At 56.1% G+C, this 15,353-nt stretch carries 13 protein-coding genes and 2 pseudogenes; 5 read left to right on the forward strand and 10 right to left on the reverse strand.

Annotated elements, in window-relative coordinates; translation table 11 throughout:
* Positions 1-126: 126 nt before the first annotated feature.
* The 5 genes and pseudogenes from C8029_RS15430 to C8029_RS15445 form a co-directional block, all read left to right on the forward strand.
* Positions 127-297: pseudogene (locus C8029_RS15430) on the forward strand (transposase); the annotation flags it as partial.
* Positions 298-972: 675 nt separating this feature from the next.
* Positions 973-1,362: a helix-turn-helix transcriptional regulator gene (locus C8029_RS22450; RefSeq protein ID WP_226946357.1), complete on the forward strand. Its 390-nt coding sequence runs from the start codon at positions 973-975 to the stop codon at positions 1,360-1,362.
* Positions 1,263-1,772 (forward strand): hypothetical protein, encoded by a 510-nt coding sequence (locus C8029_RS22455; RefSeq protein ID WP_226946360.1) that lies wholly within the window; start codon positions 1,263-1,265, stop codon positions 1,770-1,772. The genes C8029_RS22450 and C8029_RS22455 overlap by 100 nt, the downstream gene beginning before the upstream one ends.
* A 292-nt stretch (positions 1,773-2,064) precedes the next feature.
* On the forward strand, positions 2,065-4,023 hold the full coding sequence (locus C8029_RS22805; protein WP_193217666.1) for a Hint domain-containing protein: 1,959 nt from the start codon (positions 2,065-2,067) through the stop codon (positions 4,021-4,023).
* Positions 4,024-4,345: 322 nt separating this feature from the next.
* Entirely contained in the window at positions 4,346-5,596 is a 1,251-nt protein-coding gene (locus C8029_RS15445) for a glycosyltransferase family 4 protein (protein WP_009571310.1), read from the forward strand.
* 750 nt (positions 5,597-6,346) lie between these two features.
* On the opposite strand, the gene C8029_RS15450 is transcribed toward C8029_RS15445, so the two are convergent.
* The 10 genes and pseudogenes from C8029_RS15450 to C8029_RS15495 form a co-directional block, all read right to left on the reverse strand.
* Complete coding sequence (locus tag C8029_RS15450; protein WP_009571309.1) at positions 6,347-6,748, reverse strand: DUF8776 family protein; 402 nt, start codon at positions 6,746-6,748, stop codon at positions 6,347-6,349.
* Complete coding sequence (locus tag C8029_RS15455) at positions 6,748-7,134, reverse strand: response regulator (RefSeq protein ID WP_009571308.1); 387 nt, start codon at positions 7,132-7,134, stop codon at positions 6,748-6,750. The genes C8029_RS15450 and C8029_RS15455 overlap by 1 nt, the downstream gene beginning before the upstream one ends.
* Positions 7,134-8,051, reverse strand: coding sequence for a CheR family methyltransferase (locus C8029_RS15460; RefSeq protein WP_009571307.1), 918 nt, complete (start codon positions 8,049-8,051; stop codon positions 7,134-7,136). The genes C8029_RS15455 and C8029_RS15460 overlap by 1 nt, the downstream gene beginning before the upstream one ends.
* Positions 8,048-8,515 carry a chemotaxis protein CheW gene (locus C8029_RS15465; protein WP_009571306.1) on the reverse strand — a complete coding sequence of 156 codons (468 nt, stop codon included), beginning with the start codon at positions 8,513-8,515 and terminating at the stop codon, positions 8,048-8,050. The genes C8029_RS15460 and C8029_RS15465 overlap by 4 nt, the downstream gene beginning before the upstream one ends.
* A gap of 4 nt (positions 8,516-8,519) precedes the next feature.
* A complete protein-coding gene (locus C8029_RS15470; RefSeq protein ID WP_152003236.1) occupies positions 8,520-10,823 on the reverse strand; it encodes a chemotaxis protein CheA in 2,304 nt (767 codons plus the stop codon).
* Positions 10,824-10,833: 10 nt separating this feature from the next.
* Complete coding sequence (locus tag C8029_RS15475) at positions 10,834-11,199, reverse strand: response regulator (RefSeq protein WP_009571304.1); 366 nt, start codon at positions 11,197-11,199, stop codon at positions 10,834-10,836.
* Positions 11,196-11,477, reverse strand: coding sequence for an STAS domain-containing protein (locus C8029_RS15480; RefSeq protein WP_009571303.1), 282 nt, complete (start codon positions 11,475-11,477; stop codon positions 11,196-11,198). Before C8029_RS15480 ends, C8029_RS15475 begins: the two co-directional genes overlap by 4 nt.
* Before the next feature lie 183 nt (positions 11,478-11,660).
* Positions 11,661-12,635 carry a glucokinase gene (locus tag C8029_RS15485; RefSeq protein ID WP_009571302.1) on the reverse strand — a complete coding sequence of 325 codons (975 nt, stop codon included), beginning with the start codon at positions 12,633-12,635 and terminating at the stop codon, positions 11,661-11,663.
* Between the two features lie 3 nt (positions 12,636-12,638).
* Positions 12,639-13,996 (reverse strand): annotated as a pseudogene (locus tag C8029_RS15490) (GH1 family beta-glucosidase).
* A 214-nt stretch (positions 13,997-14,210) separates the two neighbouring features.
* On the reverse strand, positions 14,211-15,242 hold the full coding sequence (locus C8029_RS15495) for a LacI family DNA-binding transcriptional regulator (protein ID WP_009571300.1): 1,032 nt from the start codon (positions 15,240-15,242) through the stop codon (positions 14,211-14,213).
* Positions 15,243-15,353: the final 111 nt, after the last annotated feature.

Raw genomic sequence — 15,353 nt, forward strand, 5'->3', positions numbered from 1 at the left:
CATGGGGATCGGCGGCATGACCCTCGCCAGAAAACTGAAAACAGCCGCATGAGCTCTACGGCTGGACCCCATTCAAAATGGGGGGATTACCGGACAATGAAGTGACCGCGATTCACCGACGAGCAGATTATCGGCATCCTGGCTGACCACGAGGCGGGCGCGAAGTGCGCGAATTCGTGTCGCACGCATGGCATGTTGGAAGGCGCTTTCTACTACTGGAAGGCCAAGTTTGGCGGCATGACGGTATCGAAGGCCAAGCGGCTGAAGGCGTTGGACGATGATCGTCCGAGACTACGGCACGGAACTGACCAGTAACGCAATCTTGACCTTCGGCGCCGCGCAGCGGATCGAGTGGCACTACATTGCGCTGGGAAAGCCGATGTAACGAGCCTTTGTCCGCCATTGGGTCGAGGACAATGGTGAGTGGCGTCATCGAGAGTGGATGCGTGACGCATTGTTCAATCTGCGCCGATCAGCGTAAATACCAACCGGGCTCCGGTCGCGGCGGCTTGACGAAAGTTCGGTGGTAGGTCACTTAGCGTAGCATTCTGCCCTCTCCGGCATCGGCCCCCTCCACTCCCGACAGGTCTGGTTTTACTCCGCCGCTGTGGCCAATTTTGCTCCACGGTTGACATGCTGTGCGGGCGTCAGGAGCGGAGGTCTCGGTGGAGCATCTCCGTCACAAGGGTTGTAAGCTTTCACATGTATGATGATAACTTTTAGTTGTATGGTATAATCTTTATATTATATTTTTATATTGTGCCGAAACTCGATCATGCCCCGTCAAGAGGGGTAAGAGTTTCGCCCTGTACCAAGTGATCGTCTTTTCCTCTTTTATCGTTTCGGCGGCGTATTTCGCGAAGGCACCTGCAAATTCGGCGTCAGGTGCAGCGGTGTGAAAAACGCCAAAGCAGTATGTGTCGCGCCGACGGCACACCGGCGATGCATCTCGCAGGGTAGGTGGAGCGTCATATGCACAAAGTATTCCCCACAAATCTGCGTCGGCTCGTGCACCATTATCCGAGTACCTCGCGTGCAGCCGAAGCCCTCGGCATCAACCGCCAACAACTGAGCAAATACCTAAGCGGGCTCAGCATGCCGTCACTGGCGACGTTGCGGAACATCGCCGCGCATTTTGAGCTGGAGCCAGACGACCTGCTGCTGCCAGCAGAGCGGTTTGCGGCGCGCTGGCGCCCGCCGATGCGGATCAAGGGCCTTCCGACCCAGATGCAGCAGGTGATCACGGCCTTGCTGCAAACACAGTGCAGACCCGCAGCATCCTCGCGCGGTTCTGTGGCTGCTATCACGTCTGCACCCCGCTGCGCAGCAACCCCGACAGGATCGGGCGCGCCTATACCGTGATTTCGCAGGAAGGCGATCTCACCCTGATCAAGACGATCATGTATGCGACTTCGCAGGGCGCGCTTGTGCGAAGCCGGCACCCCATCAAGGTCAATGGTATCGCGCAATGGCTGTGGGAGCGCATCTATATCACCGATGTGCAGAACGTCGGCCACCCCAATGCGCGGCTGCAGTCGATCGCGCTTTATCCTCCCGCGCTGCCCTCCACGCCCTTCCTCACCGGCATGCTGATGACGTCGAACAATGCTCTCACGCGCCCGATCTATTCGATGCCGATCGTGTTCAAGCGGCTGCCCGGAAGAATCCCGCAGAAGGCGGACCTCGCGGCCTGCGGCGTCTTTTCCAGGGATGATCCGCGACTGGACCCTGAGATGATGGCTCTGCTCGACGCCGGTGCTTCGCCGCGCTAGGGCCGCTTCCGCCGGGCCTGCGACCGCCCGCCGGGCCACCAGCCGGACCATCAAGGGGCCTCGGCGTTTTCCCGACACCTGACATTGTTTTGGCTGCGGTGCTCGCAGATGGCGCGACATGGCTTCATCCGTGACGCTCAGAAGAGAAATGGACCGAATCGCAGGGCTGATGCTTTCGTCAAAGCCAGTTCGGTCCTGCTTAATGGTCCCGAGATGCAGGCAGTCAGCATGGGGTCTGTCCATTCTCTGGGCAGACTTGTTTAGGGTGTTTTTGGTTAAAGGAAGAGTACGAATGGCTGACATCAACGGCACCAACGGCAACGACAGCTGGACCAACGACGATACCAACGATCGGTATTTTGGTCATGATGGCGACGATACGATGCGCGGCGGCAACGGTACGCAGGTGCTGTACCCAAGCACGAATCCCACTGCCAATGGCGATTGGATCTATGGCGGCAACGGCAACGACCTGTACTACGGTAACGGCGGCAATGATAACCTGATCGAATACGAAAACACCACCGGTCGCGACACGATGTTCGGTGGTAACGGCAACGACACGCTGAATGGCGGTGCCGATAATGACAGGCTGTTTGGTGATGCCGGGAATGATGCCGTCGTTGGTGGCAGCGGGAATGACCATATCGAAGGCGACAACGCCAGCATGACCACCAGCGGCGGGAATGACACCCTGTCAGGCGGCTCGGGTGATGACTCAATATATGGCCAGCTTGGTTCCGACACGATTGATGGAGGAACGGGGAATGACCTGCTCTATGGTGATCGGGCAGACGGGCAAGGTGTCGGTGGCAATGATTATATCGCCGGAGGCGACGGCAACGACACGGTTTGGGCTGGCGGCGGCGATGACACAGCTCTGGGCGGTCTCGGAGATGATGTGATTCAGGGGGAGGCTGGCGCCGATTCCCTTGAGGGCAACGATGGCCATGACACGCTTTGGGGCGGCGACGACAACGATACCCTGATTGGCGGGGCGGGCAATGACGCGCTGCTCGGCGACGCTGGCGATGATTCGCTGAGCGGTGGTGACGACAACGACTCGCTCTGGGGCGGCGACGGTAACGACGCGCTGGCGGGGGGCACGGGCGATGATGTGCTGCAAGGCGAGTTGGGCGCAGACACGCTGTTGGGCGATACGGGCAACGACACGCTTTGGGGCGGCGATGACAACGACCTGCTTGACGGCGGCGATGACAACGACTGGCTTGAAGGGGAGGCGGGCGACGACACGCTGACCGGCGGGCTGGGCGACGACATCTTCGTGTGGGATGAGGCCAGCAACGATGTCATCACCGATTTTGGCACCGACAGCGGCGGACCCTATACCGATGCGGATCAGTCGAACAATGATTTCGTCGATCTGAGCGGCATCTTCAATGACGCGACGCTTCAGGCATACAATGACGCAAACGGTACGAGCTTTGTCCATCCGATTGCGGCGATGAACGATGACCTCGCCGATGGTGTGATCAGCTTCAATGGCACCGACATGAGCGGTCCGACGCTGACCATGACGGGCATCACCGGCGGGCTGACCTGGGATCAGACCAATGTCATGTGCTTTGGCCCCGACACCCGGATCGTCACCCTGCAGGGCGAGTTGCGCGCCGCCGATCTGGCGGTGGGTGACAAGGTGCTGACGCTCGACAGCGGCTATCAGCCGATCCGCTGGATCGGTCGGCGCACATTGTCGGCGCGTGACCTCACGCTCTCGCCGAAGCTGCGTCCGATCCGGATTCGGGCAGGGGCCCTGGGCAAGGGCATGCCGGAAAGCGACCTGATCGTTTCGCCGCAGCACCGCGTTCTGGTGCGCGGCCCGGTGCCCGAGCGCATGTTTGGCGCACGTGAAATTCTTGTGGCGGCGAAACAGCTTCTCGAACTGGACGGGATCGAGGTAGCGCAGGATCTGCCGCAGATCGACTATATCCACTTTCTCTTTGATAAGCACGAGATCGTCTGGTCGAACGGCGCACCGACGGAATCGCTGTTCACCGGCCCTGAGGCGCTGAAGGCGATCCACCCGGACCAGATCGCCGAGATCTTCGCGATTTTCCCTGAACTGCGCACTGCAGATGTCGAGCGCGATGAGCGCTTTGAACCTGCGCGACTGCTTGCCCCTGGGCGGCGCGCGCGCTCAATGGCGGGCCGGCTGTCGCGCAATGGGCAGCTTCCTCTTCAGCAGTATTCGGGGGCGCAGGTCAATGAGTCTGCGAAGATCAGCGCATGATAAAATGAGAGAGATTCATGGCGGGGCAGAGCTGACTCCGCCTTACGCCTGTTTCAGGAAACGGACAAAATCCATGCCCTCAAACCGCCCCTGCCGCCTGCGTTAGGGGCGGTTTGAGGCGTGTGGCGCATCGCGAGTGTGCGGACATCTCGAGGATGGAGCAGAGACCGCAGAGTGGCTGCCGCCATGAAATAGTCCACCTTCGACGCTGCATTTGGAACTGTCTTTAAAAGTTTGGCGGCCCTGGAGCATTCCGTGTTGAGTTTTAGTCAAGGAATTGAATTTGAAACTTGAATCCGCATGAGAAAGATAGAGATCACCTATGCGACAGCTGCCTTTGAACAAGATCAGACCTTTAGAAATTCTTTTTGTTCATCAGAACTTTCCCGGTCAGTTTCTATATCTGGCACCTGAACTTGCGCGGCGTGGCCACGTTTGCCGCGCATTGACCGATGTAAAGAATAAGCGCACAAGCTCAATCCCCACCTGGTACTATAAACATGATTGTCAACCTGTCGATCCGCGTGCCGCCCGGCTTGGGCGCAGCTACGCCATTCACTCTGATCGTGGAGCAACCGTGGCCCGGGCCGCGCTGAAGCTGCGCGATCAAGAAAACTATGTACCCGATGTCATCATCGGGCATTCCGGATGGGGCGAAACTCTGTTTCTTAAGGAAATTTGGCCAGAGGCACGATTGCTTTCTTATGCCGAGTTTTACTACCGTGGTGAAGGGGCGGATGTTGGTTTTGACTTGGAGTTCCGATCCCCGAAATTTGATGATCTCATAATAGCGCAGGCTCGCGCAGCCTATCTGGCTCAAGCGCTCTTGCATGCCGATGTGGGGCTGTCTCCAACGGAATGGCAAGCTTCAACTTTCCCCCCCTCTTTGCGCTCTATGATCAAGGTCGTCTACGATGGAGTGGATTGCACCAAGCTTGCGCCTAACGCCGAGGCCAGCCTGACATTGCCGAACGGAAAAGTTCTGAGACCCGGTGACGAGGTGCTGACTTTTGTGAACCGCAACCTCGAGCCGTACCGAGGCTATCATATCTTTATGCGAGCGCTGCCAGATGTCATGGCCGCTCGGCCACAAGCACAGGTGGTGATTGTCGGCGGTGATGAGGTCAGCTACGGCTCCCCCCCCAAACAAGGTGGAACCTGGAAAGACATTTTTTTGTCGGAAGTCAGCGATAAAATCGACCTGAACCGTGTGCATTTTCTTGGAAAAGTTCCCTATTCGACTTTCACTAATCTCCTTCACGTAAGCCGGGTCCATGCCTATTTGACCTACCCTTTCGTACTATCCTGGTCGCTGGTTGAGGCGCTCGCTGCCGGTGCGATCGTCGTAGGCTCGCGCACACGTCCGGTGGAGGAAGTGATCGAACATGGCGAAAATGGTTTGCTTGTCGATTTCTTTGACGTTTCAGGATGGAGTCGACAGTTGATCGAATGCCTCGCAGAACCGGAACATTTCTTAGCGTTGCGGCAGGAAGCCCGGCGCCGAGCCATTGCTCATTATGATCTGCACAGCGTGTGCTTGCCTAGGCTGGTGAGGCTTGTGGAAGGGGGGTGATGAATCCCCGGGCTCCTGTGAAATTCCAAAGAGGCGGGCGCCCGCTGTGTAACCGCTGTCTCGGCTCCACGTTGTCGGCGGGGTCCGCGACGGCGAGGTGATACCCGTCTTATGATGGGGAGTAGTGCATTTCGCAATATGCGCGAGGCATTCGTTTCTTAAATCTCTGGGCGGCGAGTCTCCGCATCGGGTCACCGACGCTGGCTGGCCGATGCGAAGGTCGGGGGCTACGTTCCCGCCGATCTCTTCGGATAGGGTGTTTTGAACGCAAGAGGTTCTGATGAAATCGTCACCATCACAGTTCAATTCAACCAGGTCAGGATGGCCGAGCATACGACCGCGCTGAGCGGCAGATAGGGTGCATTCAAGGCGGTGTAATAGAACGGCTTGGGAAAGTTGGGATTTATCGCGATCATCATGCACATCGGCAGCAGGAAGCCGTGATATCAATGGCGTGGTTACGCTGGACTGAGAGATGTTGTAGGATATTCTCCGCCGAAAGCTCTGAGGTCAGTTTGGAAAACTGAGTACGCCATCGGTAAAGAATCTCGCGGCATTCGATAGCCTGGCTGTTCTGGCGTTCGGTTGAACAACGCAAGGAGAGTCCTCGACCATGGCCTCTTGGCCCCTGATCAGGCCTATGACAGCAAAACAAAACCGATGAGACTTGCAGCCTGAACTGAAACCATGATCCACCTTAATCAGGCTGCAAACGGGTCGAAAATCTAGGGCCATCTCTCTGAAATGCCTTCAAAACCAAGCAATCTCGCCAGAGTCATCCTCGGAGAGAGCGAAGGGGGCATCAATGTTATCGAAAAGTTTATGCGCAAGGTGACGGAGGCGTATAACGTCGCTTAACGGCTCTATTTTTACGGCTTGGTCGCCATTCGCAGATGCGAGATGTCCCATGACTCTCTGGAGATCATCCAGCGTTTGGTGAAGACGATCGATTGCCTGGAGGCTGCGCTGGACAGCCGGCGAGAGCGTTTTTGCTTCTGCCAATGTGGGGCCAAGTGCGATCTGGACCTCGGCGGCGAGAATAACCAAGGCGACCATTTCATCTTGGATGCGTTTGTTGAGAGTCGCCATTGGAATGGCCGCCGCCTCTTCGACGGTTTGAGTGATGCCAGCGATTGTTTGGACTGCTTTCATCACAGTTTCCCCACAATCGCTTCCATTGCCGCTCTTAGACCGGCTGGATCGAAGGGCTTTTTGAGGAAATTGTTCATTCCCAAACGTTTGCCCATGTCAATGATCTCTCGATCTGCGCGCCCAGTTATAAGGAGGAAACCAACACCTCTCGTCGCGCTATTGGAACGAAGCGCGTGCAGCAATTGTAGCCCATCCATTCCTGGCATGTTGTAGTCGGAAATGACAAGATGTACTGGAGCTACGGCCAGTTTTTGCAAAGCAGAAGGCCCGTCAGCGGCACTTGCGACATTTCGAATGCCAAATGAGTCAAGCGCATTGGCGATAAGGCCTCTACTTGTGGACATGTCATCCACGACAATGACACGAAGTTGATCTCGAAGTGCCATTAGTTGGATCCTTTGCTATTTCTACCCTCAACTGGGCTGGATGGGGTCTCGGTACGAACAGTTTGATAAGTTGTTACACCGGCATTCTTGAACAGAGAGGTGACGCTATCGTTAATGCGTTCAGAATGTCCGAGCATCAGCCAACCGCCTTCTTCAAGCGCTTGTGCATATCGACGATAAAGACGGACTTGAGTTTCCTCATCGAAATAGATCACAACATTTCGGCAAAAGATTGCGTCAAACCTTCCTTTCATTGGCCATTCGGCATGTAGGTTCAGTTGACGAAATGAAATCATATCTTGGACATCTGAATTCACAGTTAAAACAACTTCACCGTCTTGTTCGGATTTTCTGAAATGTTTCGCGATGATTTCGTCCGTCAGTCCCGTGGTCAGGGAGCCTTTGTACTGTGCCGATTTTGCCAAAGTTAAAACTTCGGGATCAATATCGGTTGCAAGGATTTTAAGGTTCTTCCGTGCTAAGCTTGGGTCCGCATTCAACAATGTCATGGCAATTGAATATGGCTCTTGACCGTTTGAACACCCGGCTGACCAAAGACGGACTTTCCCCCCATTCGCGAGTTTTTGTTGAAGCGATGGTAGGATGACTTTTGCCAAGAAATCGAAGTGATGGTTTTCCCGGAAAAAATGGGAAACGTTCGTCGTTAACGCTGAAACGAAGTTGCCCATCTCTGACTGATCGGTTCCGGCCTCGACAATGTCTAGATATGAATCAAAACTGGACATGCCAAGAGCGCGCAAACGTCGTGTTAAACGAGACTTAACCATAGAAATTTTCGAGGGCGCGAGCACAATGCCTGCTTCTCGCAGAGCAATTTTAGCAATTCGAGCAAATGCTTGGTCCGAAATTGTGCTTTCGATCGCCGGGCGGCCTTTTATGATGGATAGCTCGCTCAAGCGACCTCCTCTCCTTGGGGCGGCATCACTGCCTCCAAGTCAAGAATGCGGATCATCCGGCCATCAACGATCGTAAGAGCAGAAACAAATGTGCGCGCGTCATCTGCCGCCAAATCTGGCGGCGGTTGCATTTCTTCTGACGGGATCGCAAGGATGTCCGAGACGGCATCGACCATCAAGCCCGCGGTGCGACCTCCGAGGTCAACCACGATGATCACGTTGCGCTCTGTATCTTCACCGGTTTGCAACCCAAGTCTTGCAGCGAGGTCTATGATCGGAAGAACTGTGCCGCGTAAGTTTATGACACCTTTAACAAAAAAGGGCGCATGCGGCAGGGAGGTTGCTCTGGCAGATCCTCGAATTTCGCGAACCGACATGATGTCGACAGAGTAATCTTGGCCGCCAACGCGGAAGGACAACAGTTCGATCGAGGTTGCGTCAGTCTGTTTTTCGTTGTCAGTCATTGTCTTATCCTACAAGTGAATGCTGGGGCTGGCGGATTTTGGTTCGACCGGAAGCTTGGCTAACAAGATCCATGGGATCGAGGATCAACGCGATTTGTCCATCGCCGAGAATTGTGGCGGCGGCGATGCCAGGGACGCGCCCATAGCTTCCCTCTAAACCTTTGATGACGACTTGCCTCTGATCTTCGATTGCATCGACAGCGAGCGCTGCCCGGTTTCCGTCTTCTTGACCGATCAACAAGACAATTCCTCCGACATAGCTGTCCAATGGGGAGCGATAGCCAAGTTCTGCACCAAGGTCGAGAAGAGGGACAAAGCCGCCACGGATTTGGACAACATGGGTTTCTGGGCCGAGCGCTTTTAGATCTCCATCGGTCAGGGTGAGCGTTTCGAGAATGGCATTTAGGGGGACGACAAGTGTTTCATCGGCCACGCGCACCACCATACCATCGAGAACGGCGAGAGTGAGAGGGAGGGAGATTGAAAATGTTGTGCCCTTTCCCTCCTGAGAGGTGATGTTGATGCGGCCGCCCAGAGACTGGATTGAGCTTCTGACGACATCCATGCCGACGCCGCGACCGGACAGGTTGGAAATGGCTGAGGCCGTCGAGAAGCCGGGCAAGAACAGCAGGTTGTCAATGTCGGACTCTGAGAGCTGTGCATCGGGAGGAATGAGTCCTTTTTCGATCGCTTTTTCTTTCACGCGCTCACGGTTGATGCCGGCACCATCGTCGGCCACCTCAATGACAATGCGACCCGAGCGATGCTGCGCGGTGAGGGTCACGTGGCCTTCACGAGGTTTGCCTGCTGCGAGGCGCATTTCCGGGCTTTCCAAGCCATGATCGACGGCATTGCGGATCATGTGGGTCAGCGGATCCGCCAGACGTTCGATAACGGTTTTGTCGACTTCTGTGTTTTCACCATCGGTGTGAAGTCTGACCTCTTTACCGACAGAGGCAGAAGATTCACGCACGATACGCCCCATGCGTTGAAAGAGCGATTTAATCGGTTGAGCGCGGATCATCATGACGGATTCTTGGATGTCGCGCGTCAGTTGAAGAAATTCTTCCAACCCCGTTGAAACTGGAGAGTTCGGAGGCAGGCCCGCTTCTGCGACAGATTGGCTGAGCATCGCCTGATTGATGACCAATTCGCCGACCAGATTGACAAGGCGATCAATTCTTTCGAGATCGACACGAACAGTGGCGCGCGGTTGTGTGGGCGTGCCGGTTGTTTTCGTTGAGCCGCTCGTCGCGTTGGGGGATGAGAGCGAAAATTCATCCTCGGCGTCGTCGGACACCGAAGCGATTGGCGCTGATTTTACGACAGGGGCCACAGGTGCGTTGGGCATTTCGATGTCGGGGATGATTGGAGGCGACGGGACCAAGGGCGTAGGAGCGGCTTGTTCCGGCTTGGGGGGAGTGGCAGGCGCGGATATCGCCGGAGGCAGGTCTGGAAGTGCTGCTGGCGCGCGCCCAGAGAGCGGCGATATTTCGAGGAGGCACAGGCCGTCGACAAATTCGAAGACTTCGCGCACAGAGAGTTCCGCTTCCTCAGTGTGAACCGTTACCACCCACGACAGATACCCAGTGTCCGGGTTGAGGTGATCGAGATCGGGAAGAGCGCTACATTTACAGACGACAGAGATGTCACCCAAGTCACGCAGGGCGCGGAACAGGTAGAGAGGTTCGTTGCCAGAGGCGTAAAGGGAATCCTCAGGTTTGAAAATCACCTGAAACCCTTTTGCGCCGCCAACAGGAGAGAACTCCGTGATCTCATCTTCTGTCTCAGACGCGGTTGGGAATGTGCTTAGATCAGGGAGGTCCGGCAGGTTGGGCAACCCGCCCAGATCGCCACCTATATCCAGATCAAAAGAGAGGGTGGCCGGGGTGAAGTCGAGCTCTTCTTCTTCTTCCTCTTCCAAGCCGACCAGCACGTCGATTTTTTCGAGCGCGGGTCCGGTGATATCCTCTGAGACGGTTTCCTCATCGCGTGCGGCGCGCACCAGGTCGCCCAGAATATCGGCACAGGCAAAAAAGAGACGGATGGCTTCGGCATCGGGGACGAAACGTCCTGTGCGCACCTCATCCATGGCTGTTTCAAACCGGTGTGCGAACCGCACGAGGTCATCGAGCCCAAAGGCACCCGCACCGCCTTTGATGGAATGTACGGCGCGGAAAACGACGTTGATCGTCTCCGAGTCTGTATCGCCGTCATCCATCATTTGAAGGCCATCCTGAAGACTTTCCAGGAGTTCTTCACATTCGATGAAGAATGAGGCGCGGATTTCTGCCATTGGGTCGGACATGAGGAACCTCTTAACCAGCAACCATTTGAAGGGCCTTGACGAGCTTGGCGGGATCAAATGGTTTTACAATCCAACCGGTCGCCCCTGCGGCGCGGGCTTTTGCTTTGAGCTCATCGGCGCTTTCGGTCGTCAGCACGAGAATGGGGATGCGGCTCCATTTTTCCTCGGAGCGCACGGCGTCGATGAAGCCAAACCCATCCATGCGGGGCATATTTATGTCGGTGATGATGACATCCGGTTCGATGTCTTCGAGAACTTCGAGGCCATGCACGCCATCTTCGGCGAGATGGGCGGTAAAGCCGGCAGAGGAGAGGGCGAGATTTAGCATATCTCGCATGGTGCGGCTGTCATCGACAGCGAGGACTTCAAGGCTCATGTCCAGGCCTCCGGTTGGGTCAGGGTTTCAGGAGAGAAGCCAAAAAGGCTCAAAATATCGACGCAACCGTCGGAGGCATTGGCCAAACGCGTGGTTTTGCCCTCGGCGGCACGGGATTTGACGCAGGACAAGATCACCTGAAGGGGCAGACTGCCAAGATGGCGCACATTGCTTGCGTCAATCACCAACTCAGCGTCGGTGATGGATTTCAATTCGCTCAAAAGCGGAGCCACGGATTGATAGTCGAGCCGGTCGTGGAGTTGAACATGCGTGGTCATGCAGGCGCTCCTAATTTTCGGCAGTGGAAAGACATCTAAAAATTCCCTTACATCTGCGGTCACATCGACTGGTGTAAGGGCAAGGGAGTTAAAACGAAGTTACGTTGTTCCATTTTTATCAGATCACGCAAAAAGGCTCCGAACTTTGACGTTCGGAGCCTTTTTATAAATTTTAACAGGTATTTACGGGTAGATATTGTGCACATGAGAGGCGCATCCGGTCAAGGCGGCATAGTCGTCTTCAATCACGGAAACCGAAAAGTTTTTCATGAAACCGGCAAAGCGCCCCTTGTCGCGGAAGGCGTCCGAGAAACCGAATGGCTCAAGATAGGGCGCGATGTGACGGGCCACACCACCGACAAGATAGACGCCGCCAAAGGGCAATTGGATCAGTGACAGGTTGCCCACCACAGTGCCGAGAATTTTGACAAAGAGCCGCGCGGCCTCAATGGCACGGGGATCAGAGCCATCTTCGACACCGGCCATAATTTCGGCAGCAGATTTTTCATGCGCGTCCCCCGCCTGCGTGCCCAAAAACAGATAGACCCGTTCAAGTCCGCGTCCGGACAAAACGTCCTCAACGGCCGGGAATCCATGCGCGGTTTCGACGAATTGGCACAGTTCAAGCTCATGTTCATTGCGGATCGGCAGGTTGGCATGACCGCATTCAGAGGGGGCGACAAACCGGCCTGTATCGGTTTCAAACACCGGCGCGGCGTTGAACCCGGTGCCGACCCCCACCACAAGGCGCACCGCCTGAGGCGCAGCAGGGGCGGCGGCAATCACCGGGCGGATATTGGCCTCATCGACAAAGCCCAAAGCGTGACCCTGCGCTTGCAGGTCATTGAGAATGGCGACATGTTCCGCCCCGGTGGCGCGGTGCAGCGTGTCGCTGTCAATGGTCCAGTCCAGATTGGTCATCGTGCCAACGCCGTCACGCACAGGGCCCGCCACAGCCACACAGGCGCCTTTGCAATCCACACCGTCTTCTTCGCCGATATATTGCCGCAATACTGTTTCCAGACCGGGGAATTTGCGGTTGGAATAGCGCCGGATCGTGTCTGGCAAAAGATCGACCCCATCGGCCAGTGCCACACGCGTGTTGGTGCCGCCAATATCGGCCACAAGGGTTAGGGTGTCGGCAGGATGTCGGCTCATGGGTCAGCTCCGCGTCAGGATGTCTTTGAACATGTGATAAGAGGCTTTGGGGGTGCGCTGCAATGTCTCAAAGTCCACATGGACGATACCAAAGCGTTTTTCATAGCCAAACGCCCATTCATAATTGTCCAAAAGCGACCAATAGAAAAAGCCTTTGAGATTTGTGCCGTCCTCAATCGCCTGTTTCATCATGGCAAGGTGGTCTTGGATAAAGTCACAGCGCTCTGGGTCATTCACCACACCGTTTCGGACATGATCCTCCCAAGCCATGCCATTTTCCGTCACATAGATCGGCAAATCTCCGACATAGCGCTCCGAGAGCCATGTCAGGAAAAGGTGCAATCCTCCGGGTAAATTTCCCAGCCCATCTGGGTGGTGGCGCGGTGTCCGGCGACCTCTTTGGTGTGCGGCCAGGCGGCGGCCTCGGGATCATGGGCGTGGATGTGGCGGGTGTAATAATTGACGCCAAGCCAGTCGAGCGGCTGATGGATCAGGGTCTTGAGATCGTCTTCCCAGCCGGTTGGCATATGCGGGGCGAAGCCTTCGAGTGCCTCGGCGGGGTAGGTGCCTTTGGTGATCGCTTCGATGAACCAGCGGTTGTAGATCGCGTCCTGAACGGCTGCCGCTTTGATGTCCTCGGGGGCGTCTGAGGCCGGGGTCGGGTATTCGAAATTCAACACGATGCCCAAATTGTCCCGGCCCTTGGCACGCAGCCGGGTCATCGCCTCACCGTGGGCTTTGAGAATATGATGCATGGCGCGGGAGGTGGCGCGGATGTCGCGTTTTCCGGGCGCATGGGCGCCGATGAAATGCGACAGGTAGGCGACGCACCACGGTTCGTTGATCGTGGCGATGGAGGCCATGCGGTCGCCGATTTTGGCGTCGATGATCTCAACATAATCGCCGAACCAATTGTGCACATCCGGGTGGGTCCAGCCGCCCAGATCGGCCAAAGCCGAGGGCATTTCCCAATGATAGAGCGTCTGATGCGGCTGCAACCCACGCTCTAAAATGGCGTCGGTGAGGCGGTCGTAATAATCCAAGCCCTCTTGGTTGACCTGCCCACGCCCCTCGGGCAGCACCCGTGCCCAGCTTGTCGAAAACCGGTAAGCGTCGAAATGCCCGGCCTGCAACAGGTCCATATCCTCACCATAACGGTGATATTGATCACAGGCTTTCGCGCCGTCTTCGGCGTTGATCACATTGCCGGGAGTGGCGGCAAACGTGTCCCAATGGGTCGAGCCCGCGCCGCCGAATTGATGGCCTTCGACCTGATAGGCGGCCGTGGCGGCCCCAAATATAAAGTCGTCCGGGAAATCTTTTCGGGTCAAAAGCTGCCGTGTTTTTGTGCGGCCCATCATGGGGAGTCCTTTCGGGGGTCGTGTTTGGTTTCGGCCTGCCTGACACCGGGTCGCCTCAAATTTAAAGGAATCTGAGGTGAGGTGAGTGGCCATTTCAATGAGTCTATAACGTTTTAGGTGGAGTTCACGGGATGTCAAAGCGCTTTGATGATTTGTTTTAAAGATTCTTTGTCTGGATCAGGGCGTTTGGCGAAAGGCGCGGTTGTGTGGAGGCTCAGCCCTGCGGTGCGGGACCGGTGGTGTGGCCGATAATCAACTCCGCATCCAAAAGCACATGCTGCGCCGGACGGTTGGGATTGACGATCATATCCATCAAGATTTCGGCGCAAATCCGTCCGGCTTGCCGCACAGAAGACCGGGTGGCGGTATAAATCGGTTCGCTGTTGCCGTTGCGCAGGTAGGAGAGATCGTCATCATGGATGATCAGCGAAACGTCTTTTCCAATTTTCAAATCCGCCGCATCAAGCGCGCGGCGCACGCCAAAGCCGACGATGATCGACGAGGCCAGCAAAGCAGTGGGTGGGCTCTCCAAGGCGAGCATTTTCGTCGTCGCTGAAAATCCATATTCCTCTGTCATTTCAGAGGAGTAGCAGAGGGCGTCGTCTTCGGGCACACCAGCCTGTTCAAGCGCCGCGCGATAGCCGAGGCGTCGTTTGGCGGCGAAATCCATCGTTTCCAAGCCGTTCAAAAGGCCGATGCGCCGATGGCCGAGATCGAGCAAAAACTGGGTGGCCCGTTCAAAGGCGCGGGTGTTGTTCATGTCGACCCAGGAATATTGCTGCTCGTCCGTCGAGCCAGATCGGCCATGCACGACAAAAGGCATCCCGATCTCGCGCAACAACTTGATGCGCGGGTCGTCGTCTTTCGGGCCATGCACGATGACGCCATCGACCGAGCCTTTGGCGGCGATTTTGCGATAGGCATCTGATTCAGAGGCATCGGGCACAACCGTCAAATGCATGTCATAGTTTTCGCGCGAATAGACCTCTGAGGCCCCGGCGATAAAGTCGGTGAAGACCGGATTCACCACCTCATGTTCGGTGGAGAGGGGAATCACATGCCCCACCGCATGGTTGCGCCCGGTGGCTAGGCCACGGGCCCGCGTATTGGGCGTGTAATTGTGCTGTTTGGCTGCGGCTTCGACCTTTTTTCGGGTTTTCTCTGACACCTCGGGGTAGCCGTTCAGGGCGCGTGACACGGTTGTCTGAGACAGGCCAAGCAGTTCTGAAAGCTCTTTGAGATTCATGGGGCATCCATTTATTCGTAGTATTTTATTCGTAGTGTTTGGTTGGCTGACTGCCACGCTAGAGGGTTCTTTGGCCACAGGTAAAGCGGCTTTGGGCAGTATTCCGATATG

This window comes from Roseobacter sp. TSBP12 (assembly GCF_009129705.1).
Classification (GTDB): domain Bacteria; phylum Pseudomonadota; class Alphaproteobacteria; order Rhodobacterales; family Rhodobacteraceae; genus Celeribacter; species Celeribacter baekdonensis_A.